Origin of the sequence: Mycobacterium sp. E2699, assembly GCF_001666745.1 — a bacterium.
Taxonomy (GTDB): Bacteria; Actinomycetota; Actinomycetes; order Mycobacteriales; family Mycobacteriaceae; genus Mycobacterium.
Genome location: NZ_LZJH01000012.1, coordinates 14,746 through 37,183 on the forward strand (window position 1 = coordinate 14,746; position 22,438 = coordinate 37,183).

At 69.0% G+C, this 22,438-nt stretch carries 24 protein-coding genes and 1 pseudogene; 12 read left to right on the top strand and 13 right to left on the bottom strand.

The window, feature by feature from the left end; genetic code table 11:
- Positions 1-8 precede the first annotated feature (8 nt).
- On the bottom strand, positions 9-2,405 hold the full coding sequence (ftsH, locus tag A5696_RS00615) for an ATP-dependent zinc metalloprotease FtsH (protein WP_067871795.1): 2,397 nt from the start codon (positions 2,403-2,405) through the stop codon (positions 9-11).
- Between the two features lie 230 nt (positions 2,406-2,635).
- The gene (locus A5696_RS00620; RefSeq protein WP_082956662.1) at positions 2,636-3,052 is read right to left on the bottom strand and encodes a VOC family protein; all 417 of its coding nucleotides are present in this window, start codon (positions 3,050-3,052) and stop codon (positions 2,636-2,638) included.
- A 137-nt stretch (positions 3,053-3,189) separates the two neighbouring features.
- Between A5696_RS00620 and A5696_RS00625 the strand changes: the two genes are divergently transcribed.
- Genes A5696_RS00625 through A5696_RS00635 form a run of 3 tightly spaced genes read left to right on the top strand, consistent with a single transcriptional unit; the run spans position 3,190 to position 6,355 of the window.
- Entirely contained in the window at positions 3,190-4,152 is a 963-nt protein-coding gene (locus A5696_RS00625) for an alpha/beta fold hydrolase (RefSeq protein WP_067871800.1), read from the top strand.
- Positions 4,146-5,342: an LLM class flavin-dependent oxidoreductase gene (locus A5696_RS00630; RefSeq protein WP_067871803.1), complete on the top strand. Its 1,197-nt coding sequence runs from the start codon at positions 4,146-4,148 to the stop codon at positions 5,340-5,342. Before A5696_RS00625 ends, A5696_RS00630 begins: the two co-directional genes overlap by 7 nt.
- On the top strand, positions 5,342-6,355 hold the full coding sequence (locus A5696_RS00635) for a zinc-binding dehydrogenase (protein WP_067871806.1): 1,014 nt from the start codon (positions 5,342-5,344) through the stop codon (positions 6,353-6,355). Before A5696_RS00630 ends, A5696_RS00635 begins: the two co-directional genes overlap by 1 nt.
- Positions 6,356-6,357: 2 nt before the next feature.
- Here A5696_RS00635 and A5696_RS00640 read toward each other — a convergent pair whose 3' ends face one another.
- The 3 genes from A5696_RS00640 to A5696_RS00650 all read right to left on the bottom strand — a co-directional run bounded on the left by A5696_RS00640 (position 6,358) and on the right by A5696_RS00650 (position 7,314).
- The gene (locus A5696_RS00640; RefSeq protein WP_067871809.1) at positions 6,358-6,642 is read right to left on the bottom strand and encodes a WXG100 family type VII secretion target; all 285 of its coding nucleotides are present in this window, start codon (positions 6,640-6,642) and stop codon (positions 6,358-6,360) included.
- Positions 6,643-6,671: 29 nt separating this feature from the next.
- Positions 6,672-6,968, bottom strand: a complete 297-nt coding sequence (locus A5696_RS00645) for a WXG100 family type VII secretion target (protein WP_067871812.1) — start codon at positions 6,966-6,968, stop codon at positions 6,672-6,674.
- Between the two features lie 76 nt (positions 6,969-7,044).
- Positions 7,045-7,314: a hypothetical protein gene (locus tag A5696_RS00650; RefSeq protein ID WP_067871815.1), complete on the bottom strand. Its 270-nt coding sequence runs from the start codon at positions 7,312-7,314 to the stop codon at positions 7,045-7,047.
- 111 nt (positions 7,315-7,425) lie between these two features.
- On the opposite strand from A5696_RS00650, the gene A5696_RS00655 reads away from it, so the two are divergent.
- Both A5696_RS00655 and A5696_RS00660 read left to right on the top strand, forming a co-directional pair.
- Entirely contained in the window at positions 7,426-7,779 is a 354-nt protein-coding gene (locus A5696_RS00655) for a hypothetical protein (RefSeq protein WP_067871818.1), read from the top strand.
- 123 nt (positions 7,780-7,902) lie between these two features.
- Positions 7,903-8,682: a cutinase family protein gene (locus tag A5696_RS00660; RefSeq protein ID WP_082956663.1), complete on the top strand. Its 780-nt coding sequence runs from the start codon at positions 7,903-7,905 to the stop codon at positions 8,680-8,682.
- Between the two features lie 76 nt (positions 8,683-8,758).
- On the opposite strand, the gene A5696_RS00665 is transcribed toward A5696_RS00660, so the two are convergent.
- Positions 8,759-9,082 (bottom strand): hypothetical protein, encoded by a 324-nt coding sequence (locus tag A5696_RS00665; RefSeq protein WP_067871821.1) that lies wholly within the window; start codon positions 9,080-9,082, stop codon positions 8,759-8,761.
- A 389-nt stretch (positions 9,083-9,471) separates the two neighbouring features.
- Here A5696_RS00665 and A5696_RS00670 point away from each other — a divergent pair, with 389 nt between their 5' ends.
- Positions 9,472-10,206, top strand: coding sequence for an SIMPL domain-containing protein (locus A5696_RS00670; protein WP_067871824.1), 735 nt, complete (start codon positions 9,472-9,474; stop codon positions 10,204-10,206).
- A 10-nt stretch (positions 10,207-10,216) separates the two neighbouring features.
- Here A5696_RS00670 and hpt read toward each other — a convergent pair whose 3' ends face one another.
- Genes hpt through dacB form a run of 4 tightly spaced genes read right to left on the bottom strand, consistent with a single transcriptional unit; the run spans position 10,217 to position 14,256 of the window.
- Positions 10,217-10,828: a hypoxanthine phosphoribosyltransferase gene (gene hpt, locus A5696_RS00675; protein WP_067871827.1), complete on the bottom strand. Its 612-nt coding sequence runs from the start codon at positions 10,826-10,828 to the stop codon at positions 10,217-10,219.
- A 43-nt stretch (positions 10,829-10,871) separates the two neighbouring features.
- Complete coding sequence (gene tilS / locus A5696_RS00680) at positions 10,872-11,831, bottom strand: tRNA lysidine(34) synthetase TilS (RefSeq protein WP_067871830.1); 960 nt, start codon at positions 11,829-11,831, stop codon at positions 10,872-10,874.
- A complete protein-coding gene (locus A5696_RS00685) occupies positions 11,810-12,874 on the bottom strand; it encodes a zinc-dependent metalloprotease (RefSeq protein ID WP_067871833.1) in 1,065 nt (354 codons plus the stop codon). Before A5696_RS00685 ends, tilS begins: the two co-directional genes overlap by 22 nt.
- On the bottom strand, positions 12,871-14,256 hold the full coding sequence (gene dacB, locus A5696_RS00690) for a D-alanyl-D-alanine carboxypeptidase/D-alanyl-D-alanine-endopeptidase (RefSeq protein ID WP_156738197.1): 1,386 nt from the start codon (positions 14,254-14,256) through the stop codon (positions 12,871-12,873). The genes A5696_RS00685 and dacB overlap by 4 nt, the downstream gene beginning before the upstream one ends.
- A gap of 115 nt (positions 14,257-14,371) precedes the next feature.
- Here dacB and A5696_RS00695 point away from each other — a divergent pair, with 115 nt between their 5' ends.
- On the top strand, positions 14,372-14,860 hold the full coding sequence (locus A5696_RS00695) for an inorganic diphosphatase (protein ID WP_067871839.1): 489 nt from the start codon (positions 14,372-14,374) through the stop codon (positions 14,858-14,860).
- A 62-nt stretch (positions 14,861-14,922) separates the two neighbouring features.
- Positions 14,923-15,606: a hypothetical protein gene (locus A5696_RS00700; protein WP_067871842.1), complete on the top strand. Its 684-nt coding sequence runs from the start codon at positions 14,923-14,925 to the stop codon at positions 15,604-15,606.
- On the opposite strand, the gene A5696_RS00705 is transcribed toward A5696_RS00700, so the two are convergent.
- Positions 15,603-16,679: a DUF475 domain-containing protein gene (locus tag A5696_RS00705; RefSeq protein ID WP_067871845.1), complete on the bottom strand. Its 1,077-nt coding sequence runs from the start codon at positions 16,677-16,679 to the stop codon at positions 15,603-15,605. The genes A5696_RS00700 and A5696_RS00705 overlap by 4 nt on opposite strands.
- 90 nt (positions 16,680-16,769) lie before the next feature.
- Between A5696_RS00705 and A5696_RS00710 the strand changes: the two genes are divergently transcribed.
- The 3 genes from A5696_RS00710 to A5696_RS00720 are packed head-to-tail and all read left to right on the top strand — an operon-like array spanning position 16,770 to position 19,113.
- Positions 16,770-18,038, top strand: coding sequence for a hypothetical protein (locus tag A5696_RS00710; RefSeq protein WP_067871848.1), 1,269 nt, complete (start codon positions 16,770-16,772; stop codon positions 18,036-18,038).
- Positions 18,039-18,061: 23 nt separating this feature from the next.
- On the top strand, positions 18,062-18,766 hold the full coding sequence (locus tag A5696_RS00715; RefSeq protein ID WP_067871854.1) for a glycosyltransferase family 2 protein: 705 nt from the start codon (positions 18,062-18,064) through the stop codon (positions 18,764-18,766).
- A complete protein-coding gene (locus A5696_RS00720; RefSeq protein WP_067871856.1) occupies positions 18,763-19,113 on the top strand; it encodes a DUF2304 domain-containing protein in 351 nt (116 codons plus the stop codon). The genes A5696_RS00715 and A5696_RS00720 overlap by 4 nt, the downstream gene beginning before the upstream one ends.
- A 189-nt stretch (positions 19,114-19,302) precedes the next feature.
- On the opposite strand, the gene A5696_RS00725 is transcribed toward A5696_RS00720, so the two are convergent.
- Positions 19,303-20,247: an NAD-dependent epimerase/dehydratase family protein gene (locus A5696_RS00725; RefSeq protein WP_067871860.1), complete on the bottom strand. Its 945-nt coding sequence runs from the start codon at positions 20,245-20,247 to the stop codon at positions 19,303-19,305.
- Here A5696_RS00725 and A5696_RS00730 point away from each other — a divergent pair.
- Entirely contained in the window at positions 20,213-22,054 is a 1,842-nt protein-coding gene (locus tag A5696_RS00730; RefSeq protein ID WP_231964180.1) for a hypothetical protein, read from the top strand. The two genes, A5696_RS00725 and A5696_RS00730, sit on opposite strands and share 35 nt — an antisense overlap.
- Positions 22,055-22,093: 39 nt before the next feature.
- Here the strand turns inward: A5696_RS00730 and A5696_RS27885 are convergent.
- Positions 22,094-22,438 (bottom strand): annotated as a pseudogene (locus tag A5696_RS27885) (PE family protein); the annotation flags it as partial.

Sequence of the window (22,438 nt, forward strand, 5' to 3'; positions counted from 1 at the left end):
TCCGTTCGTCAGCCGTGGGCCGGCGGGTTGGACCGGCTCACGTCGTCATCCTGGCGGTTTGGAGACTTTCCGGCATCCGGGTTCGGTTGAGCCGGAGGCGGATAGGGCGGATACGGCGGGTAGGGCTGGTGGGTCGGATACCCCTGGCCGTGGGGGCCCTGCTGGCCCGGATAGCCCGGCGCCGGCTGCGGCCAATACGGCTGCTGCGGGGGCGGCGTAGGGCCCGGGGGCGGCGGATACCAGTAATTCGGCTGCTGCTGGTGTTGCTGTTCCTGCGGCGGCCATCCCGGCGCATACCAGCCCGCCGGGGCGCCGTAGTCGGGCTGCGTGGGGCCATGCGGGGCGGGCTGCCGGTTGCCGTCTCCCTGGCCGCCGTGAGAACCGTTGCCGCCGTTGGCATTACGGGCAGCCTCGGCCTCGGCGGCCTGGCTGGCGCGGGCGATGGCCGCCTTGAACGCCGGCTCCTGCACCGGCGGCGGCCACGGCTCACCCCGCTCCATGGCCAGCTCGCCGGGCGTCTTGATCGGTGGCTTGTCCGACGGGATCCGGCCGCCGAAGTCGTCGAACATCGTCAGCCTCGGCCGCTTCTCGACCCCGGCGAAGATGCCCTCGAGCTCGGGCCGGTGCAGGGTTTCCTTCTCCAGCAGCTCGCCGGCCAGGGTGTCGAGCACGTCGCGGTATTCGGTGAGGATCTCCCAGGCCTCGGTGTGCGCGGCCTCGATGAGCTTGCGCACCTCGTCGTCGATGTCGCGGGCGACCTCGTGCGAGTAGTCCGCCTGCGTTCCCATGGTCCGGCCCAGGAACGGGTCGCCGTGCTCGGAGCCGTATTTGACGGCACCCAGCTTGGAGCTCATGCCGAACTCGGTGACCATCGCGCGCGCGATCTTGGTGGCCTGCTCGATGTCGGACACCGCGCCGGTGGTCGGCTCGCGGAACACGAGCTCCTCGGCGGCGCGCCCGCCCATCGCGAACACCAGCTGGGCGATCATCTCCGACCGCGTGCGCAGGCCCTTGTCTTCCTCCGGCACCGCCACCGCGTGCCCGCCGGTGCGTCCCCGCGCCAGGATGGTCACCTTGTAGATCGGCTCGATGTCGGGCATCGCCCACGCCGCCAGCGTGTGCCCGCCCTCGTGGTAGGCGGTGATCTTCTTTTCCTGCTCGCTGATGATGCGGCCCTTGCGGCGCGGCCCGCCGATGACCCGGTCGACCGCCTCCTCCAGCGCGGCGCCCGTGATGACGGTGCCGTTCTCGCGGGCGGTCAGCAGCGCCGCCTCGTTGATGACGTTGGCCAGGTCCGCGCCGGTCATGCCGACCGTCCGCTTGGCCAGCCCGTCGAGGTCGGCGTCGGGACCGATCGGTTTGCCCTTGGAGTGCACCCGCAGCACCGCGCGCCGGCCCGCCATGTCCGGGTTGGTCACCGGGATCTGCCGGTCGAAGCGGCCGGGCCGCAGCAGCGCGGGGTCGAGGATGTCCGGGCGGTTGGTGGCCGCGATCAGGATGACGCCGGTGCGATCGCCGAAACCGTCCATCTCGACCAGCAACTGGTTCAGTGTCTGCTCACGCTCGTCGTGCCCGCCGCCCAGGCCGGCGCCGCGCTGGCGCCCGACCGCGTCGATCTCGTCGACGAAGATGATGCACGGGTTGTTCTGCTTGGCCTGCTCGAACAGGTCGCGCACTCGTGAGGCGCCGACACCGACGAACATTTCGACGAAGTCGGAGCCGGAGATGGTGAAGAACGGCACCCCGGCCTCACCCGCCACGGCGCGGGCCAGGAGCGTCTTGCCCGTTCCGGGCGGCCCGTAGAGCAGCACGCCCTTGGGGATCTTGGCGCCCAGCGCCTGGTACCTGCTGGGGTTCTGCAGGAAGTCCTTGATCTCGTAGAGCTCCTCGACCGCCTCGTCGACGCCCGCGACGTCGGCGAACGTGGTCTTGGGCATGTCCTTGTTCAGCAACTTCGCCCGCGACTTGCCGAATCCGAAGCCCATCCGGGCGCCGCCCTGCATCCGCGAGAACATCACGAACAGGCCCACCAGCAACAGCAGCGGCAGGACGTAGACCAGCAGCTCGCCCAGGATGCTGCCCTCGTTGACGACGGTGCTGACCTTCGCGTTCTTCGCGGTGAGCGAATTGAACAGGTCTACTGCGTATCCGCTGGGGTATTTGGTGATGACCTTGTCGGAATTGTCGGTGTCCTTGCTGCCCTTTTTCAGGGTCAATCGCAATTGCTGCTCGCGATCGTCGATCTGCGCGCTCTTGACGTTGTCGCCGTTGATCTGCGCCATCGCCACCGAGGTGTCGACGGGCTTGTAACCGCGGGTGTCGTCGCTAAAGTAAAAAAACGACCAGCCCAGCAGCACCACAACGGCGATCGCCGTGAGCGTGCGAATCACGTTTTTCCGGTTCATCAATCATCGGCCTCGTCGGCCAGGTCCTTCCGCGATACACGAAGCTGGAAAAGTCCAGGCTACCGCTAGTGTCGATCGCCAGTCCCGGCAGAGCCGGGGCGCAGCGGGTCGGCACCATCGGCCCGGTGTCGATCGCCAGTCCCGGCAGAGCCGGGGCGCGATCTTGCTATGACAACGACCGGCGGTTCCCGGTGCGGTTCCCGGCGTGGCAAATCACACACCGTCGAGCCTCACTCGTAATAGCGCGCTTCCACCACATTGCCGTCGGGGTCGGCGAAGTAGTAGCCGTGCGGCGCCCACCCGCGAGCCCCGTAGCTGTGGTCCAGCCGCGCGCTGGTGTCAACTCCTTCTTCCTGCAGGCGCCGATCCAACGCGTCGTATTCGGATTTCGACATTGCCAGGCAGACGTGGTTCACCGGATGGCCGGCGCTGCCCGCGACCTTGGTGAGCGACTCGGTGCCGGAGATGTTGGCCGTCGACAGGAGATCGATGATGGAGTCTTCGCACACGCGCACGCTGGGAAATGGCGCTTCCCCGGCCTGGAACTCGCCGAACCGCACCGGCGCCAGCCCGACCACCCTCGAGTAGAAGTCCATCGACGCTTGCGGATCCTTCGTCCATAAGACGACGTGGTCTAGGCGCTTCACGGTAAGCCCACCTCTTCCGGGTACGGCCAAGGCTCAGAAGCGATGTCTACCAGGCCGCCGGACCCGGCACGACGGAATGTCAATTTCCAGTCGGGCACACCCTTCTCAGCCCGGGGTCGTTGTGCTTTGGTGAGACCGTGCCCTCCTCAACCGAACGGTTAGTAGATACCAACGGCGTAAAACTCCGGGTGACCGAAGCGGGTGACCGCGGCGCGCCCGTGGTGGTCCTGGCCCATGGCTTCCCCGAACTGGCCTATTCATGGCGCCACCAGATACCCGTCTTGGCGGAGGCCGGCTATCACGTGCTGGCGCCCGACCAGCGCGGCTACGGCGGCTCGTCACGCCCGGACGCGATCGAGGCCTACAACATTCACGAATTGACCGCCGACATCGTCGGTCTGCTCGACGACGCCGGCGCCGAGCGGGCCGTCTGGGTCGGTCACGACTGGGGCGCGCCGGTGGCGTGGCACGCGCCGCTGCTGCACCCCGACCGGGTCGCGGCCGTCGCCGCGCTGAGCGTGCCGGCGCTGCCGCGCTCGCATGTGGCGCCGACGAAGGCGTGGCGCAAGCTATTCGGCGAGAACTTCTTTTACATCCTGTATTTCCAGGAGCCGGGTGTCGCCGACGCCGAGCTCAATGCCGACCCCGCCCGGACCATGCGCCGGATGATGGGCGGCTTAACGGGTCCCGGCCCGGACGCGATGCTGAAGATGGCCACTCCCGGCCCGGAAGGTTTCATCGATCGGCTTCCCGAACCCGAGGGGCTGCCGGACTGGATCAGCCAGGAGGAGCTCGACCACTACATCGCCGAGTTTTCCCGCACCGGGTTCACCGGCGGCCTCAACTGGTACCGCAATTTCGACCGCAACTGGGAGACCACCGCCGAGCTCGAGGGCGCGAAAATCGCCGTGCCCTGCCTGTTTATCGCCGGGACCGGCGATCCGGTGCTGTCGTTCACCAGTCGCGACCGTGTTTCGGAGGTGATCTCCGGGCCGTACCGCGAGGTGATGATCGACGGCGCGGGACATTGGCTGCAGCAGGAACGGCCCGACGAGGTGAACGCGGCACTGCTGGAGTTCCTCAAAGGAGTGGAATGGTGACGGGTGCGCCGCTGCGTTTCGGAGTCTTCATCACGCCATTCCATCCCGTCGGCCAATCCCCCACGGTCGCACTGGAATACGACATGGAGCGGGTCGTAGCGCTGGACCGGCTCGGTTTCGACGAAGCCTGGTTCGGCGAACACCACTCCGGAGGCTACGAGCTGATCGCCTGCCCGGAGGTGTTCATCGCGGCCGCGGCGGAGCGGACGAAGCACATCCGGCTGGGCACCGGCGTGGTGTCGCTGCCCTACCACCATCCGCTGATGGTGGCCGACCGGTGGGTGCTGCTGGACCACCTGACCCGCGGGCGGGTCATGTTCGGCACCGGCCCGGGCGCTCTGCCGTCGGACGCCTACATGATGGGCATCGATCCGATCGAGCAGCGGCGGATGATGCAGGAATCCCTCGAGGCGATCCTCGCGCTGTTCCGCGCCGCGCCGACGGAGCGGATTGACCGTCACTCCGACTGGTTCACGCTGCGCGACGCCCAGTTGCACATCCGCCCCTACACGTGGCCCTATCCCGAAATCGCCACCGCGGCAATGATTTCCCCATCCGGCCCGCGGCTGGCCGGCGCGCTGGGCACGTCGCTGCTGTCGCTGTCGATGTCGGTCCCGGGCGGCTACGCGGCCCTGGAAAACACCTGGGAGGTGGTGCGCGAGCAGGCCGCCAAGGTCGGCCGCGACGAGCCGGCCCGCGCCGACTGGCGCGTGCTGAGCATCATGCACATCGCGGACAGCCGCGAGCAGGCGATCGACGACTGCACCTACGGCCTGCAGGATTTCGCCAATTATTTCGGCGCGGCCGGCTTCGTGCCGCTGTCCAACGCGGTAGACGGTGAGGCGCAGACGCCGCAAGAATTCGTCGCGGATTATGCGGCCAAGGGCAATTGCTGCATCGGCACGCCCGACGACGCGATCGCGCACATCGAGGACCTGCTGGAACGGTCGGGCGGATTCGGAACGCTGCTGATGCTCGGGCACGACTGGGCCTCGCCCGAGGCGACCTATCACTGCTATGAGCTGTTCGCCCGCAAGGTGATTCCCTATTTCAAGGGACAGCTCGAGGCGTCGCGTTCCTCGCACGACTGGGCCCGGGGCAAACGCGACCAGCTGATCGGGCGCGCTGGTGAGGCGGTCGTCAAGGCCATCACCGAGCACGTCGACGAGCAGAAAGGCGTGGGAAGCTGATGCGGGCAGCGGTGTTGCGCGACGGCCGGATGGTGTACCGCGACGACGTCCCCGAGCCGGTGCCCGGCCCCGGCCAGGTGTTGGTCGGCGTGCGGGCGTGCGGAATCTGCGGCTCCGATTTGCATTTCGCCGCCCACGGCGACGAGGTGGTGGAGATGACCGCTCAGGTCGCCGCCGGCGCCGGGGGCATGGGTGTCGACCTGAACAGCGACGTGTTCATGGGACACGAGTTCAGCGCCGAGGTGCTGGAGGCCGGGCCTGACACCGAAACCCATCCGCCGGGAACCATGGTGACCTCGCTTCCGGTGTTGCTCTCCGCCAAAGGCGTCGAGCCGATCGTCTACAGCAACAGCACGATCGGCGGCTACGCCGAGCGGATGCTGCTGTCGGCCCCGCTGCTGCTGCCCATTCCCAACGGCCTGGACATCAAGCATGCCGCGCTGACCGAGCCAATGGCGGTGGGCTTGCACGCCGTCAACAAGTCCGGCATCGCCCCGGGCGAGACCGCCCTGGTGCTCGGCTGCGGGCCGATCGGCATCGCGATCATCGCGGCGCTGCGCGCGCGAGGCGTCGAAAGCATTGTCGCGTCGGACTTTTCGCCAAAGCGCCGCGAGCTGGCCACCGCGATGGGCGCGCACCAGACGGTGGATGCGGCCCAGGGCTCGCCGTTCGACACGGTCAAACCGGCGGTGGTGTTCGAGGCCGTCGGGGTGCCGGGAATCATCGACGACGTGCTGCGGCGGGCGCGGCCGGGCACCCGCCTGGTGGTCGCGGGCGTGTGCATGCAACCCGACACGGTGCACCCCTTCTTCGCGATCGCCAAGGAGATCAGCGTGCAATTCGTCCTCGCCTACAACCCCGAGGAGTTCGGGGATTCGCTGCGCGCGCTGGCCGAGGGCGAGATCGACGTCACCCCGCTGATCACCGGAGAGGTCGGACTCGAGGGGGTCGGCCAGGCCTTCGACGACCTGGCCGACCCCGAGCGGCACTGCAAGATTCTCGTCACGCCTTAGCGCTAGGCCCAGTTCGACCCCACCGCGCTGTCGGTGCCGGCCATGTTGCTGCCGGCGGTCTGCACCTGCTGCCCGTGGGCGTTGGCCTGCTCGTAGATCACCTGAAAGTTGCGGCCCAGCTCGGTGACGAACTGCTGACAGGCCGTCGATCCGGCACCGCCCCAGAAGTCGCCGGCGGCAAGCACATCCCGAACGATGGCCTGGCGCTCGGCTTCCAGCGACGCGGCCTGGGCGCGGATGGTGGCCCCGTGGGCGTCGACGTCGCCGAATTGGTAGTTGATCGTCATGTGAAAAGTCTCCTGTCCTGATCGGTTGGCTAGCTGCTCAGGACCCGCTGGGAGGCCTGCTCTTGCTGCGCGTAGTTGTTGGAGTCGCGAACCAGGCCGTCGCGCACGCTGTGCAGCATGCCGACGATGTTGCGGAAGGCCTGATTCATCTGGCCCATCGTGTCCAGAGAGGTCGCCTCGGCGGCCCCGCTCCAGCCCGCACCGGAAATATTCTGCGACGACGCCCACATCTTGCGGGCCTCGTCCTCGACAGACTGCGCGTGGACCTCGAAGCGCCCAGCCATGTCGCGCATCGCGTGCGGGTCGGTCATGAATCGTGCGGTCATTGTCCTGTCTCCTTCGAAAAGATTGGGTTAGTTGTTGATTGGTCACCGGTAGTCGCGGAAGCGTCTCCTCCTTCCGTCATCCGACCGCGCGCGGCAACACGCTCATCCGGGGAAGTTCTGCGGCGCCGGCCGCGCGCGTCTCCATGCCGGCGACCGTGGTGGCCGGGACACCCCGCGAGCCCAGCAGCGGCGCGCTCGCGGGGGCGCCGCCCGTCGTTGCGACGTCGGCGGTTGCCGCGGCCGGAACCGCGGCCGGCGTCCACGCCGACGGCACCGACAGGCCGCCAACCGAGGCGGCCTGGCCGGCGGCCGCCGTCGGCATCAGGCGTGCGGGCGCGGCGGGCATATAAAATATGAAGTCTTGTCTAGTTATATGTTTAATTTTCTTTTATTCTGCTAGCTACTCGCAGATCAAGAGCTTTTGACCATGTTTTTGCATCGGGTTACTCTGGGAGGCATGCCGAGAACGAACGCCGCCGGCTGGGGGCTGAAGCGCCTGCTCGAAGCGACGCTGAACCGGGACATCACCGTCGAACAGCTCCGCGACGCGTGTGGTGTCACCAAGGGCCGCTGGTACGGCGGGGTCGGCCGTGCGAACGCCGATGACTTCCCGGACGCCGAGGAGGCCAGGCGCGCGGCTCACGCGTTCGGACTCAGCGCCACGTGGCTGCAGGTCGAATTGGGACTCATCACCCTTGACGACGTGCGCGAGGCCCTGGACGAGTCGCAGTCCCTCGACCCGTTCCGGATGACCACCCGCCAGCGGGTGCTGCAGATCCCGAACCCCCCGACGGATGCGCCGCGCGACTAGCTCACCGGCGGGGCGAGGCGTCGGCGCTTTGCTGCGGCGGGGCCTAACCCCGGGTGTGCCCAGAGTCGCTAGGCGCTGGAAAATGCCCGGTTTAGAAACGCCATGCGCGGGCACCTCTGCGGCATGATTGCGCGTCCCCTCCTTCGTTTCTTTGCCCCCGCAGTAGTTGTGACCTCGAGCCTTGGCGCCTCCGTTCTGGCGCCCTCCATCCCGTGGGCCTCCGCTCAGCCGTGTCCGGATGTTCAGGTGGTGTTCGCCCGCGGAACTGATGACCCTCCCGGTGTCGGCCCGACCGGTCAGGCATTCATCGATTCGCTACGCCCACGGATTGGCGCGAAGTCGCTCGACGTATATCCGGTCAACTATCCCGCCACCCACCAGTGGACGAGCGCCGGCGAGGACGGCATCAGGGACGCGGGCGCGCATGTCGTCTCGACGGCGCAGGACTGCCCGAACACCAAGATGGTGCTGGGCGGCTACTCTCAAGGCGCGGCCGTGATGGGCTTCGTCACCTCGGCGGCCGTGCCCAATGGCATCGATCCTGCGACCGTCCCCAAACCGATGGACCCCGAGGTGGCCAACCACGTGTCCTCGGTAGTGCTCTTCTCGATGCCGAGCGACAGGGCGATGAACTTCTTCGGCGAGCCGCCGGTGGTGATCGGTCCGCTCTATCAGACCAAGACCATCCAGGTGTGCGCCCCCGAGGACCCGATCTGCTCCGACGGGATGAACTTCGCGGCCCACGACACGTACGCGACCAACGCGGCAATGATCGACAAAGGCGCGGCGTTCGCGGCCGGTCGGCTCGCCGGAGGCACTGGCGGGCCCACGGGTGGGACGCCGGGCACGCCGACTACCGTCGTCGGGTCTCCGTCTCCAGCCGCCGACTTCGGTAGCCGGTAATCTCCCGAGGCGAGGGAAGTTCCCGCGGGATCGCCACTACCACAAGCGAATCCCGCGCAGCGGCGGTGATCCTCGGCTATTGCCAGTCTCGAGGGAGATCGGCCGCGTGGCCGGGACACACATCCTGAGTGGCCGCCCGCAGGGTGTGCGCCGCCTCGAGCGGCGGCATCTCGGTGGACAGCACCACGAATGCGTACTCGGACGGATACGACGAGTAGCCGTTGCGCATCGCGTCGGCGTGGTCGTCCATCAGCGCGCATGCCTGCCGCTCGTGGTTGGTGTCGGCGTGGGCGGTACCGAAGCCGAACCACGCGGCCAGGCCGACCAGCGCCGCGGTCGTGATGACCCTGATCGCATGGCCGCCGAAATACTGGCGCGTGTGTAATTGCTGGGGGGACATATGAAGCTGTACCCACGCAGGGCGATACTAAACCGCCGAAATCCCATTCATGCTGTCGGACTTTGGTTTTCGAATGCGTCAATTAATCCGGGCCGGACGACACGAGGCCGGTCGCTGACACCCGAAATATTTGCGGAACAACCCATTCGGGCGTCACGGCACAAGTCCTACCGGGCACTCGCGCGGGCCGCAAAGCGGCGCGGTAGGCCAAGCCGCGGCGGCCTCACCCTCGAGGCTCCAATCCTCCCAGTTCGATGAAAGGCGTTCCGCCGCAACATGATCGACGTCGGATGCAGATGAGGTCGCCGCAATGCGCCCTGGGCTGGGCGGGCCGATCCTCTTCTGGAGAACCGCCGATCGGGCACGCCCACAGGCGCTAGGGTCCAGAGATGCCGATCGCACCGAACGCCCCGAGGTTGGTCCGCAGGTCGATTGCCCTGGCCGCGGCCGGCTTGGCCGTCGCCGCCCTGGCGGCCTGCGTCAAGCACAACTCGGCTCCGCCAGGCGCGAATCCCCGCCAGGTGACCGTCGTCGGCTCGGGTCAGGTCCAGGGCGTCCCCGACACTCTGACCGCCGAGGCCGGCATCGAGTTCACCGCACCCGACGTCACCGCCGCCATGAACCAGACCAACGATCGCCAGCAAGCGGTGATCAACGCACTGGTGGGAGCGGGCCTGGATCGCAAAGACATCAGCACCACCACCGTCACCCTGGAGCCTCAGTACAGCACCGGCACCGCGACGATCACCGGCTACCGCGCCACCAACGCGATCCGGGTGAAGATCCACCCGACCGACGCCGCCTCGCGGATGCTGGCTCTCATCGTCGGCACCGGCGGCGACGCGACGCGGATCAGCTCGGTCAGCTACTCCATCGCCGACGACTCGCAGCTGGTCAAGGATGCCCGCGCGCGTGCCTTCAACGACGCCAAGGCCCGCGCCGACCAGTACGCCCAGTTGTCCGGCCTGAGTCTGGGCAGGGTGCTCTCCATTTCGGAAGCCTCCGGCAACGCGCCCGTACCCGGCGGGCCGCCTGCGCCGCCCCGCGCTATGGCCGCGGTCCCGCTCGAGCCCGGACAGCAGACGGTGAGCTTCTCGGTCACCGCGGTCTGGGAGCTGAACTAGACGGTCCCGCCTACTCCTCGTAGACCCGGGGATCCAGCGTTCCGATGTAGGACAGGTCGCGGTAGCGCTCGTCGTAATCCAGGCCGTAGCCCACGACGAAGTCGTTCGGAATGTCGAAGCCCACGTAGGCGATCTCGACCTTGGCGCGCACCGCGTCGGGCTTGCGAAGCAGCGTGCACACCCGCAGCGAGCGCGGACGCCGGCTCTTCAGGTTGCGCAGCAACCACGACAGCGTCAGTCCGGAATCGACGACGTCCTCGACGATCAGCACATCGCGGTCGTTGATATCGCGGTCCAGGTCCTTGAGGATCCGCACCACGCCCGACGACGATGTCGAGGACCCGTACGAGCTCACCGCCATGAATTCGAACTGGGTCGGCACCGGGATCGCACGAGCCAGGTCGGTGACGAAGATCACCGCGCCCTTGAGCACGGTGATCAGCAGCAGATCCTGGCCGGTTTCGCTGGCGATGCCGCGGTAGTGGTTGCCGATCTCCTCGCCGAGTTCGGCGATGCGGGCCTGGATCTGCTCCGCCGTGAGCAGCACCGACTTGATATCCCCGGGATACAGCTCTGCGGGCTGCGCGGGGGTGATCGGCGGTGACGTCTGGGCCACGACCACAGAGTGCCACGCCGGCGCCCGAATAACCAACGGCAGCCCCGATTTACACAGGCTCGCGCCACAATGTGAGTACGCCGTCCCGCCGCCCCGCGATCAATCGCTCGGCCCGCAGCGACGAGCCCACCGCCACCCCGCCCTGCCCGCGCCAATCCGTGATCAGGGTGTCAACGCCGCGGATCTGCTTGTCGGTCAACGCGGTCGCTCCCCCGGCCAGCAGCCAGCCGCGGATCACCCGCCGCCGCACGGGGCCGGGCAATGCGGCGAGGGCCCGCGGCTGCAGCCCCGCGCCCGCCCGCACCTCGGGCAGCGCCTGCGCGGCGAGCGTGTCGATCAGCTCGCCGTCCTCGCGCAACGCGGTCGCGGTGCGCGCCAACGCCTCCGCCACGCCGCCACCCAGCACGTCCTCCAGCAGCGGCAGCACCTCCAGGCGCAGCCGGGTGCGGGTGAAGCGGCGGTCGCTGTTGTGCGGGTCCTGCCAGGCGGTCAGACCCAGCTCCGAGCACGCGGCGTGCGTGGTGGAACGCCGCACCCCCAACAACGGCCGACACCACGGCGGGTCATGCGGGCGCATCCCGGCGATCGAGCGCACGCCCGAGCCGCGGCCCAGGCCCAGCAGCACCGTCTCCGCCTGGTCGTCGAGCGTGTGGGCCAACAGCACCGGCCCGTCCCAGGCCGCACGCAACGCGGCGTAGCGGGCGGCGCGCGCCGCCGCCTCCAGGCCGCCGTCCCTGCCCACCTGGACGCAAAGGACCTGCGCGGCAACGCATCCCAGGTCCAGCGCCTGCTCGCACGCGGCGGCGGCGACGGCGGACGAGTCGGCCTGCAGGCCGTGATCGACGATCAGGGCGGTGGTGGGCCGAAACCGGGCCGCAACGGCGGTCAGCGCCAGCGAGTCCGGGCCGCCGGACAGCGCCACGCACCACTGCTTCTCGGCGGGCAGGTAGGTGTTGGCGAACGCCTCGACAGCCGTGCGCAGCCGCCCTACAGCACCCTGTCGATCCATCGCTGGGGGTCTTCGATCTCGGCGGGCAACGGCAACGTTTCGGGGCCGGACCAGACGGTGTTGAACCGCTGCATTCCGACCTTGCCCACCACGTGGTCGACGAACGCCTTGCCGCGGGTGTACTGGCTGAGCTTGGCGTCCAGCCCGAGCAGCGCGCGCAGCAGGCGCTGCAGCGGCGGTTGCTTGCGGTGGCGGCGCTCGTCGAACCGGGCCCGGATGGTGGCCACCGAGGGCACCACGACCGGCCCGACGGCGTCCATCACGTGGTCGGCGTGGCCCTCCAGCAGCGTGCCGAGCACCAGCAGCTGGTCCAGGGCCTTGCGTTGGGACTCGGACTGCACGGCGCGCACCAGCCCGATGATTCCCGGCGGGCCCCCGTCGGAGGCGACCGCCCCGGTGCCACGGCTGCGCACGAACTCGGCGAGTCGGGCCGCCACCTGGCCGATGTCCTCCCCCGCGTCCTGCGTCAGCAGCCCCAACGCCTCCGACATGTAACCGGACAACCAGGGGTTGGCGGTGAACTGCACCCGATGCGTCACCTCGTGCAGGCACACCCACAACCGGAAATCGGAAGGCTCGACCCGAAGCTGGCGCTCGACGGCGATGACGTTCGGGTAGACCAGCAGCAGGCTTCCTCCGTTCGTAGCCTCCCGGCCCCTGGCGAACGGGTCGTACTGGCCGAGGATCCCCGACGACACGAACGCCAGCACGGCCCCGGTCTGCGCACCGGTGATGCGGCCGGTGAGAAACCCTCGCGGCTTCTCGCTGCCGTTGGTCATCACCCGCATCGACTCGGCCGCCGCGCCGATCCACTGCGAGCGATCGACGATGCGGGCGGGCGGCACCGCACCGGCGGTGGCCAGGCCCGTGACCTCGCGCACCGGCGGTTCGGCCTTGGCGGCCGCGCTGGTCAGTTCCTCGATGGCCCGGCGGCGGGTGTAGTCGCTGGACGCCGGACCCGGCCGGGCCAGCCGCTGCCCGACCGTCGCCGCGAATCGCCAGTCGACGGCGGTACCGAGCGTCAGGCTGGACGAGGCCGTCATGCGCACCCGCAGAACCAGAGCTTGGTGGCCAGCGCGTCCATCGCGTTACGGCCGTTCGGGCCCGCGTCGTTGGACAGGAACGCGAAGGTCAGGACCCGTCCGCTGCGGTCGGTGAGCACCCCGACCAGCGAGTTGACGGCGGTCAACGAGCCTGTCTTGGCGCGCAGCCAGCCGGCGGGACCGCGATCGGTGGCCGGATCGAGGAACCGGTCGCCCAGCGTCCCGCTGCCGCCGGCGATCGGCAGCAGATCCAGCAGCGCCCGCAGCGCCGGCTGGTCGGGCCCGGCGGCCGCCTGCACCACGCCGTCCAGCGTCTTGGCCGTCAACCGGTCGTCGACCGAAAGCCCGCTGGAATCCAGCAGCGCCGCACCGGCGGTCTCGACGTGCGCGGTGCTCAACCGGTTGGTCACCGCGTCGACCGCACCGGCGAAGCTCTGCGGCCGGTTGATGGCGGCCGCCACCTCCCGCGCGATGCATTCGGCCAGCACGTTGTCGGAGTGGTCCATCATCTCGGACAGTCGCTGAATCAACGGCGCCGACTGCACCACGGCCAGCTGCCGCGCCCCGGACGGCGCGGACCCGATCGTGACCGCGGCCGGATCCAGGCCGAGCCCCTTGGCCAGCTCCCGGCCGGCGTCCAGCGCCGGTGTCCTGGACCGCCGCGAGTTGACCGTGGTCGGCTGGATGCGGCCCGCGTCGATCATCACCGACTCGATCGGCGCGATGTCGCCGTTGTCGACGTCGGCCGGATCCCAGCCCTGCGCCATCGTCGGTCCGCTGAACGCCGAGGTGTCGACCTGCACGGCCGTCGGGCTCACGCCGCTGCGCCGGACCTGCTCGACCAGGTCGCTGATGCGCGCCGAACCCCGGTACCAGGTGTCCACCCCCGGCGGCGCCGCCGACAGCGCCGGATCGCCGGCGCCCACCAGCACGATCGGCCCCTGGGGGTTCGGGCTGCCGGCGACCACCCGGGTGCTGATCCGGGCCTGGCGGTCCAGCGTCAGCAACGCCGCGGCGGCCGTCAGGACCTTGTTCGTCGACGCCGGCACCAGGGGCAGGTCGCCGGCCACCTGCCAGAGCTCCTTGCCGGTCAGGGCGTCGGTGATGCGGCCGCCCAGCCGGCCCAGGTTGGGGTCGGCCGCGACGGGCCCGAGCGCCGCGGTCACCCCGCCGGGGCTGGGTGTCTCGGCGGTGTCAGCAACCGCAACCATCCCCGGCTTCACCGTCGGCGGGCGCGGGGGCGGGACCGGAACGTGCGCCGCCCCGGCGCCGTGCCCGCCCGTGGTGAAAAACGTCGCCGCCGCCACCACCGCGGCGACGAACGCCAGCACGGCCAGCCCGATGAACACCTGCGTGGATTTCCGCCAGCGAGTAGGACCCATCACTCTCCTGACTGTTTGGACCCATTCTGCCGAATCCGCCGAAACACGCTCGACTAGGGTGATGCGCGGCGCCAACTGACCTACCCGGAACCACCCTCGTGAAGGAGCCCGCGCGGTGCAATTCGACGTGACCATCGAAATTCCGAAAGGCAGTCGTAACAAGTACGAGGTCGATCACGAGACGGGCCGGGTGCGGCTGGACCGCTACCTCTACACCTCGATGGCCTACCCGACGGACTACGGGTTCATCGAGGACACCCTCGGTGAGGACGGCGACCCGCTGGACGCGCTGGTGCTACTGCAGGACCCGCTGTTTCCCGGCGTGCTGGTGGAGGTGCGACCGGTCGGAATGTTCCAGATGGTCGACGAGGCCGGCGGCGACGACAAGGTGCTGTGCGTTCCGGCCGGCGACCACCGCTGGGACCACATCCAGGACATCGGCGATGTTCCGGAACACCAGCTGCATGTGATCAAGCACTTCTTCACGGAATACAAGGCGCTGGAGCCGGGCAAGTTCGTCAAGACGGCCGACTGGGTCGGCCGCGCCGAGGCCGAAGCCGAGGTGCAGCGTTCGGTCGAGCGGTTCAAGGCCCAGGGGCACTGACGCTCACGCTTTCCGCGTAAGCGCACGCCGCGACGCGGTGGCATCCTGGCGGTGTGACCCCGATGTGGCATTTCGCCTCCAATTTCTGGTGGCTGATCTTTCCGCTGGGCGGCTCGATCGGCGCGGGCATCAGGGCGGTCGCGGCCGCCAACGAGCGCCGGGCCGAACGCCGCCTGGAGCGTTACCGGCTGAAGCAACAGGCCAAGATCGCGGCGGCCGAGGCGGCCGCGCGCGCCCGGAACAACGACGAGGTGTCGCGCCGCGAGCTCATCAAACTGCTTGCGGCGCACGATCGTACGGACGCCCGGTGGTTCGACTACGAAGTCGACATCGCCAAATTGCTGGACTTCCCGATGATGACGGACATGCGGGCTCCGCTGACGGTCGACTTTCACCGGGCCAAGGCGCGCGCGGACCTGCTGCGGCCCGAACGCGCCGAGGACCTGGTCGGGGACCGGAGCGCGCAGGTGGAATACCGCGAGGCAGTCCACGAGTACATCAGCGCGTTCGAAATCGCCGAGGCCGAGGCCATCCGCCGTCGCCGCAGCGACTTCTCGGAGGACGACCAGCAGCGGCTGGCGCGCGCGCAGAACCTGCTGCACCTGGCGCAGGACGAGGCGGCCACCCGCGAGGAACGGCAGAACGCCTACGCACGGGCCAGGAAGGAACTCGACGGGCTCATCGTGCTGCCGGCGCCGTCCCGGGCCGCCATCGAGCGGCGCATCGCCGGTCAGATCGAGGCCTAGTTCGAGGCCGCCTCGGCATCGCGCCGATTGCGCAGCACGCTCCAGCCCAACGCCGCCCCGATGAAGACCACGCCCACCGAGGCGGTGATCGCCTCGGGGACCTGAAATCGCGGGTTGATCGAGAACAACATGATCACGGCGAGCACGCCGATCGCCCAGTGCGCGCCGTGTTCCAGGTAGACGTAGCGGTCCAGCGCTTCCTGCTGGACCAGGTAGATGGTGATCGACCGGACAAACATCGAACCGATCAATCCCAGACCCAGCGCGATGACGATCGGGTCCGAGGTGATCGCGAAAGCGCCGGTCACCCCGTCGAACGAGAAGGCGGCGTCGAGCACCTCGAGATAAACGAACAGGCTCAGGCCGGCCTTACCGACCGCCGCACCCGCCGACGCGGCCTGGAGGTCCGGTGGCCGGAAAGCGCGGCTCAAACCGTTCACGACCAGGTAGGTCACCAGGCCCAGCAGCCCCGCGGTCAGCACCGTCTCACTCTCGTCGCCGGAGTGCGTCAACAGCGTCCCGGCGAGCACCAGCGCGACGAGGGCCACCGCCACCGAGACCTGGCCGAGCCGCCCGACGCGGGCGAACGGGACCTCAATCCATTTGAGCCACTTGATGTCTCTGTCGTAAACGATGAAGTCCAGGAAGAGCATCAAAAGGAACGTCCCGCCGAACGCCGCGATCTGCGGATGGGCGGCGAGGATGAGCTTCTCATAACTGGGCGAGCCGTCCGGAAATTCCAGCGCACCGTGCGGCGGCGGATGCAATGCCAACTCGAACGCGCGCACCGGATCGAGGCCCGCGGTCGCCCAAACGATGAGTAGCGGAAAGAGCAATCGCATACCGAAGACCGCGACCAAAATCCCGACCGTCAGGAACATCTGCTGCCAAAACCGGCTCATCCGCTTCAAGATCGCGGCGTTGATGATCGCGTTGTCGAACGACAGCGACACCTCGAGAACGGCCAGCACCAGCAACAGAAAGAGGTCTTCGAGCCCGCCGTGCGCGTACCCGACGGCGAGGGCCGCAACGGTGACTAACAGCGAAATCCCGAAGATGCGGAACGCGGCCATGGATCCTTCCCGACAGCCGCCCACACTAGCGAACCGGCTCGGCGGCGGGGTCCGTCGGTTCCGGGCACTTACTATTTTCAAATTGTGGCGATGCCCGAAGTCGGAGGTACCCAGGCCCCGAGGGGGCCGGTCGCGCGGGGCAGCGTGGCCCGGGTCGGCACCGCCACCGCACTGACCGCGCTGTGCGGCTATGCGGTGATCTATCTGGCCGCGCGTGACCTGGCGCCGCGCGGCTTCTCGATCTTCGGGGTGTTCTGGGGCGCGTTCGGGCTGGTGACCGGCGCCGCCAACGGCCTGTTGCAGGAGACCACCAGGGAGGTTCGCTCCGCGAGCTACCTCGGGGACATCGGGGCGGCGCCGGTCGGGCGCACCCATCCGCTGCGCGTCGCCGCCATGGTCGGTGTGGTCGCGGCCGTCGCCATCGCCGGCAGCTCGCCGCTATGGAGCGGGCGGGTGTTCGTCGAGGCGCGCTGGTTGTCGGTGGCGCTGCTCAGCGTGGGGCTGGCCGGCTTCTGCCTGCATGCCACCCTGCTGGGGATGCTGGCCGGAAGCAATCACTGGACCACCTATGGGGCGCTGATGGTGACCGATGCGGTCATCCGGGTGGCGGTCGCCGCGGCGACGTTCGTGATCGGCTGGGGCCTGGCCGGGTTCCTGTGGGCGACGGTGGCGGGCGCGACGGCGTGGCTGATCATGCTGGCGGCCTCGCCCACGGCGCGCGAAGCGGCGCGGCTGCTGACACCGGGTGGCACCGCGACCTTCCTGCGCGGCGCGGCCCACTCGATCACCGCGGCCGGCGCGAGCGCGATCCTGGTGATGGGCTTTCCGGTCCTGCTGAAGCTGACCAGTGCCGACCTGGGCGCCGAGGGTGGCGTGATCATCCTGGCCGTGACGTTGACCCGCGCGCCGCTGCTGGTGCCGCTGACCGCCATGCAGGGCAACCTGATCGCTCATTTCGTCGACGAGCGCAGCGACCGGCTGCGGGCGCTGCTCGCGCCGGCCGGGATCATCGGCGGCATCGGGGCGGTCGGGGTGCTGGCGGCGGGCGTCGTCGGGCCCTGGTTGCTGCGGACCTTCTTCGGGCCGCAATACTTGGCCGGCAGCGCGCTGCTCGCGTGGCTGACGGCGGCCGCCCTCGCGATCGCGATGCTGACGCTGACCGGTGCCGCCACTGTGGCCGCGGCGCTGCATCGCGCCTACGCGTCGGGGTGGGTCGGCGCGACGGTGGCGTCGGGGCTGCTGCTGCTGTTGCCGCTGCCGCTGCAGACGCGCACCGTGGTCGGCCTGCTGTGCGGGCCGCTGGTGGGAATCGGCGTCCACCTGGCCGCGCTGGCGCGCGCCGGGCGCCTAACCGGCTGATCCTGGCTAACCTATGGGCGTAGATGGTTACTGAATCCCAATACTCCGGCGTGTGGATCGTGATTCCCGCCTTCAACGAGGCCGCGGTCATCGGCGAGGTGATCGCCGACGTGCGCTCGGTCTTCGACCACGTCGTCTGCGTGGACGACGGCAGCACCGACGGCACCGGTGAAATCGCCCGGCGGGCCGGGGCCCATCTGGTGCGCCATCCCGTCAACCTGGGCCAGGGCGCGGCCATCCAGACCGGCGTCGAGTACGCCCGCAAGCAGCCCGGGGCGCGGGTTTTCGCCACGTTCGACGCCGATGGCCAGCACCGCGTCAAGGACGTGGCCGCGATGATCGACCGGCTCGGCGCGGGCGACGTCGACGTCGTCATCGGCACCCGTTTCGGCACGCGCGAGGGGGGCAGCCGGCCGCCGTTCTTCAAGCGCATCGTGCTGCGGACCGCGGCGCGGCTCAGCCGCCGCGGTCGCCGACTCGGCTTGACCGACACCAACAATGGGCTGCGCGTGTTCAACAAGAAGGTGGCCGACGGGCTCGACATCACCATGAGCGGCATGAGCCACGCCAACGAGTTCGTCTCGCTGATCGCCGAAAACCATTGGCGCGTGGCCGAACAACCGGTCGAGGTGCTGTACACCGAGTACTCGAAGTCCAAGGGGCAGCCCCTGCTCAACGGCGTCAACATCATCTTCGACGGATTCCTGCGAGGAAGGCTTCCCAGATGAACTGGATCCAGGTATTGCTGATCGGGTCGATCGTCGCGCTGCTGTTCTATCTGCTGCGGTCGCGCCGCAACTCACGGTCGAAGGCCTGGGTCAAGGTCGGGTACGTCGTCTTCGTGCTCGGCGGCATCTACGCCGTGCTCCGGCCCGACGACACCACGGTGGTGGCGCACTGGTTCGGGGTGCGGCGCGGCACCGACCTGATGCTCTACGCGCTGATCATGGCGTTCTGCTTCACCACACTGAGCACCTACATGCGGTTCAAGGACCTGGAGTTGCGCTACGCGCGGCTGGCCCGAGCGGTCGCGTTGGAGGGCGCGCAGGAACCCGAGCAGTCGTCGAGCGTGTGATCAGGCCGTCGTTCCGCGTGTACTGGCGGCTTTGCGTGTGAAGCCACGGCGGGATGTCGGCGAATTCCCCGCCGTCGGTTCAGACTCAAAGCCACGAATGCACACTCAAACCGCAACGACCGCCCCGCGGCTAGCTGCTCTCCCAGCAGCCACCGAACGCGTAACCAGGGCGAAAAATCCGCGGCATTGTCAACCGGTGTGTGTACCGCGGAAGTACTCGACCGTGCGACGCACACCCTCGTCGAGCCGAACCTGCGGGCGCCAGCCCAAAACCCTTGCCGCCAAACCGATGTCGAGGCAGGACCGTCTCAGGTCGCCGAGGCGATCCGGATGAAACTCAGGGTCGTCGGGCCCACCGACGGCCGCGGCCACCGCCGAATGCAGTTGGCGGTCCGAGGTTTCGATCCCGGTTCCGACGTTGAAACGCTGCCCGGCGCCGGCGTCCCCGGCGGCCTTGACGAAGGCGTCCACCACGTCGTCGACGTACACGTAGTCGCGGGTCTTGCCGCCGTTGCCGAAAACCTTGGTGGGCTTGCCCGACAGCAGCGCCTGCGCGAAGATCGCCACCACGCCGGCCTCGCCGTGCGGGTCCTGCCGGGGGCCGTACACGTTGGCGGGCGCGATGTGCGAACAGTCCAGGCCGTACAGGTGGCGGAACGTGTTCAGGTAGATCTCGCCGGCCACCTTGCCCGCGGCGTACGGCGACGCCGGATCCGTCGGCACCGTCTCGGGGGTCGGGTACACGGGCGGCGTGCCGTAGATCGATCCCCCCGAGGAGGTGTGCACGATCTTGCGCACCCCGGTCTGGCGCGCCGCTTCGGCCAGGCGAATGGTGCCGATGACGTTCACCGACGCATCGAACTGCGGGTCGGCCACCGAGTGCCGCACATCGATCTGCGCGGCCAGGTGAAACACCACCTCCGGGCGGTGCTCGTCGAGGATCGCCTGCATGTCGGCGGTGACGATGTCGGCCTCGACGAAGCCGTAGGCCGGGTGGTCGGCCAGATGCTCGAGGTTGGTCGCGCGGCCAGTGGCGAAATTATCCAGCCCCACCACCGCGTGACCGTCGGCCAGCAGGCGGTCGACTAGCGTCGAGCCGATGAATCCGGCTGCCCCGGTGACGAGTGCGCGCACCGGCCCACCATACCGGCGGGCCGCGCGCGCGAGCGGCCTACCTCGCGTGGCGCTGGTCGCCGCCGCGCTGATCCTCGTTCAGCTGGGCGTCCGTGCGGTGCTGGCGTTCGGCGGCTATTTCTACTGGGACGACCTGATCCTGGTCGGCAAGGCCGGCACCGAGGGCCTGCTGTCGGCGCCGTACCTGTTCGACGACCACGACGGCCACGTGATGCCGGCCGCGTTCCTGCTCGCCGGGGGCATCACCCGGCTGGCCCCGCTCGTCTGGACGTGGCCGGCGGTCAGCCTGCTGGCGCTGCAGGCGCTGGCCTCGCTGGCCCTGTTGCGCGCGCTGTACGTCATCCTCGGCCGGCGGTGGGTGCTGCTGATCCCGTTGACGTTCGCGCTGTTCACCCCGCTGGGCGTGCCGGGCTTTGCGTGGTGGGCGGCCGCGCTGAACTCGCTGCCCATGCTGGCGGCGCTGGCGTGGGTGTGCGCCGACGCGATCCTGCTGCTCCGCACGGGGAATCGGCGCTACGCCCTGACCGGCGCGCTGGTGTACTTCGGGGGCCTGCTGTTCTTCGAGAAGGCGGCCGTGATCCCATTCGTCGCCTTCGCCGTGGCCGCGCTGCTGTCCCACGTGCACGGTGACCGGTCCGCGCTGCGAACGGTGTGGCGGGCCGGCATGCGGTTGTGGATCCCGTCGCTGACGTTGACCGTCGCCTGGCTGGCGGTTTACCTCGCCGTCGTCAACCAGCGGCGGTGGAGTTTCGACCTGGCGATGACGGGCGATCTGGTGTGGCGATCGATCACCCACGGCATCGTGCCGGGCCTGGCCGGCGGGCCGTGGCACTGGGACCGGTGGGCGCCCGCCTCGCCGTGGGCCACGCCCCCGCCGCTCGCGATGGCGCTCGGCTGGCTTGCTCTGATCGGCACGGTTGCCGTGTCGCTGTTGCGCAAGCAACGCATCGGCCCGGTGTGGCTGACCGCCGCCGGTTACGCCATCGCCTGCCAGGTGCCGATCTATCTGATGCGGTCGTCGAAGCAGACCGCCCTGGAGCTCGCTCAGACCCTGCGCTATCTGCCGGACCTGGTCGTCGTGCTGGCGCTGCTGGCGGCCGTCGCGCTCTGCGCCCCGAACCGGCCCGCCGGCCCCCGTTGGTTGGACGCGTCGCCGAAACGCACGGTCGTGGCCGTCGGTCTGGCGGTGGCATTCGTCGCCAGCAGCCTGTACTCGACGGCGACGTTCCTGACCAGTTGGCGGGGCAACCCGGCGCAGCCCTACCTGCGCAACGCGCGCGCGAGTTTGGCTGCCGCGCATGCCGTTTCGGATGCACCGTTGCTGGATCAGGAGGTGGATCCGCTGGTGCTGCAGCGGGTGGCCGCGCCGCAGAACCTGGCCAGCCATATGTTCGCCCTGCTGCGCGCGAGGCCCGAATTCGATTCGTCAACAACACAATTGCGAATGATTGACAGCTCCGGGCGGCTGATCGCGGCCCGGGTGACCTGGATACGAACCATCGTGCCGGGGCCGACGCCGCAGTGCGGCTATTTCGCCCAGCCGGACAAGCCGGCGCGGCTGGTCCTCGACGGGCCGCTACTGCCCGCCGACTGGACCGTCGAACTCAATTACCTTGCGAACAGCGACGGTTCGATGACGCTGGCGTTGTCCGAGGGACCCGGGGTCAAAGTTCCGGTGCATCCGGGGCTCAACCGGGTTTATGTCCGGCTGCCCGGCGCGGGCAACGCGATCACCGTCCGGGCCAACACCACCGCGCTGGCGTTGTGTCTGGCCTCCGGGCCGGTAGGTTTCGTCGCGCCGGCGTGAGTGACTGCCCATCGGCTCCACCACCGTCGACGCCGCGGCCTATGTCAACCCGTTATTCCCGGGTGCGCCGAGGAGGAGCAGTGAGCCGGTGCCGCCGGTGCCGGGTTTACCCAGCGTCCCACCGGGGCCCGCGTTGCCGCCGCTACCACCGTTGCCGATGATCAGCCCGCCATTACCGCCATTACCGCCGTTACCACCGATTCCCGTAGTGGCGGGTCCGCCCGCGCCGCCACCCCCGCCGTTGCCGACGATCAGCCCGGCCATGCCGCCATGACCGCCGCTACCGGCGTTACCGCTGACGGTACTTCCGCCGGCTCCGCCGTCACCGCCGCCGCCGACGAGCGCGGCAGCGTTGCCGCCGACCCCGCCGGCACCGCCGATAAG

Coding starts and splice junctions, on each gene's coding strand:
- A5696_RS00670 (WP_067871824.1), top strand. CDS start 9,472: ATGCCGATCGCACCGAACGCCCCGAGGTTGGTCCGCAGGTCGATTGCC.
- A5696_RS00650 (WP_067871815.1), bottom strand. CDS start 7,314: ATGCCCGCCGCGCCCGCACGCCTGATGCCGACGGCGGCCGCCGGCCAG.
- A5696_RS00705 (WP_067871845.1), bottom strand. CDS start 16,679: ATGGCCGCGTTCCGCATCTTCGGGATTTCGCTGTTAGTCACCGTTGCG.
- A5696_RS00710 (WP_067871848.1), top strand. CDS start 16,770: ATGCCCGAAGTCGGAGGTACCCAGGCCCCGAGGGGGCCGGTCGCGCGG.
- A5696_RS00720 (WP_067871856.1), top strand. CDS start 18,763: ATGAACTGGATCCAGGTATTGCTGATCGGGTCGATCGTCGCGCTGCTG.
- A5696_RS00635 (WP_067871806.1), top strand. CDS start 5,342: ATGCGGGCAGCGGTGTTGCGCGACGGCCGGATGGTGTACCGCGACGAC.
- A5696_RS00685 (WP_067871833.1), bottom strand. CDS start 12,874: ATGACGGCCTCGTCCAGCCTGACGCTCGGTACCGCCGTCGACTGGCGA.
- ftsH (WP_067871795.1), bottom strand. CDS start 2,405: ATGAACCGGAAAAACGTGATTCGCACGCTCACGGCGATCGCCGTTGTG.
- A5696_RS00715 (WP_067871854.1), top strand. CDS start 18,062: ATGGTTACTGAATCCCAATACTCCGGCGTGTGGATCGTGATTCCCGCC.
- A5696_RS00660 (WP_082956663.1), top strand. CDS start 7,903: ATGATTGCGCGTCCCCTCCTTCGTTTCTTTGCCCCCGCAGTAGTTGTG.
- A5696_RS00700 (WP_067871842.1), top strand. CDS start 14,923: ATGTGGCATTTCGCCTCCAATTTCTGGTGGCTGATCTTTCCGCTGGGC.
- A5696_RS00630 (WP_067871803.1), top strand. CDS start 4,146: ATGGTGACGGGTGCGCCGCTGCGTTTCGGAGTCTTCATCACGCCATTC.
- dacB (WP_156738197.1), bottom strand. CDS start 14,256: ATGGGTCCTACTCGCTGGCGGAAATCCACGCAGGTGTTCATCGGGCTG.
- tilS (WP_067871830.1), bottom strand. CDS start 11,831: ATGGATCGACAGGGTGCTGTAGGGCGGCTGCGCACGGCTGTCGAGGCG.
- A5696_RS00655 (WP_067871818.1), top strand. CDS start 7,426: ATGCCGAGAACGAACGCCGCCGGCTGGGGGCTGAAGCGCCTGCTCGAA.
- A5696_RS00640 (WP_067871809.1), bottom strand. CDS start 6,642: ATGACGATCAACTACCAATTCGGCGACGTCGACGCCCACGGGGCCACC.
- A5696_RS00730 (WP_231964180.1), top strand. CDS start 20,213: ATGAATCCGGCTGCCCCGGTGACGAGTGCGCGCACCGGCCCACCATAC.
- A5696_RS00645 (WP_067871812.1), bottom strand. CDS start 6,968: ATGACCGCACGATTCATGACCGACCCGCACGCGATGCGCGACATGGCT.
- A5696_RS00665 (WP_067871821.1), bottom strand. CDS start 9,082: ATGTCCCCCCAGCAATTACACACGCGCCAGTATTTCGGCGGCCATGCG.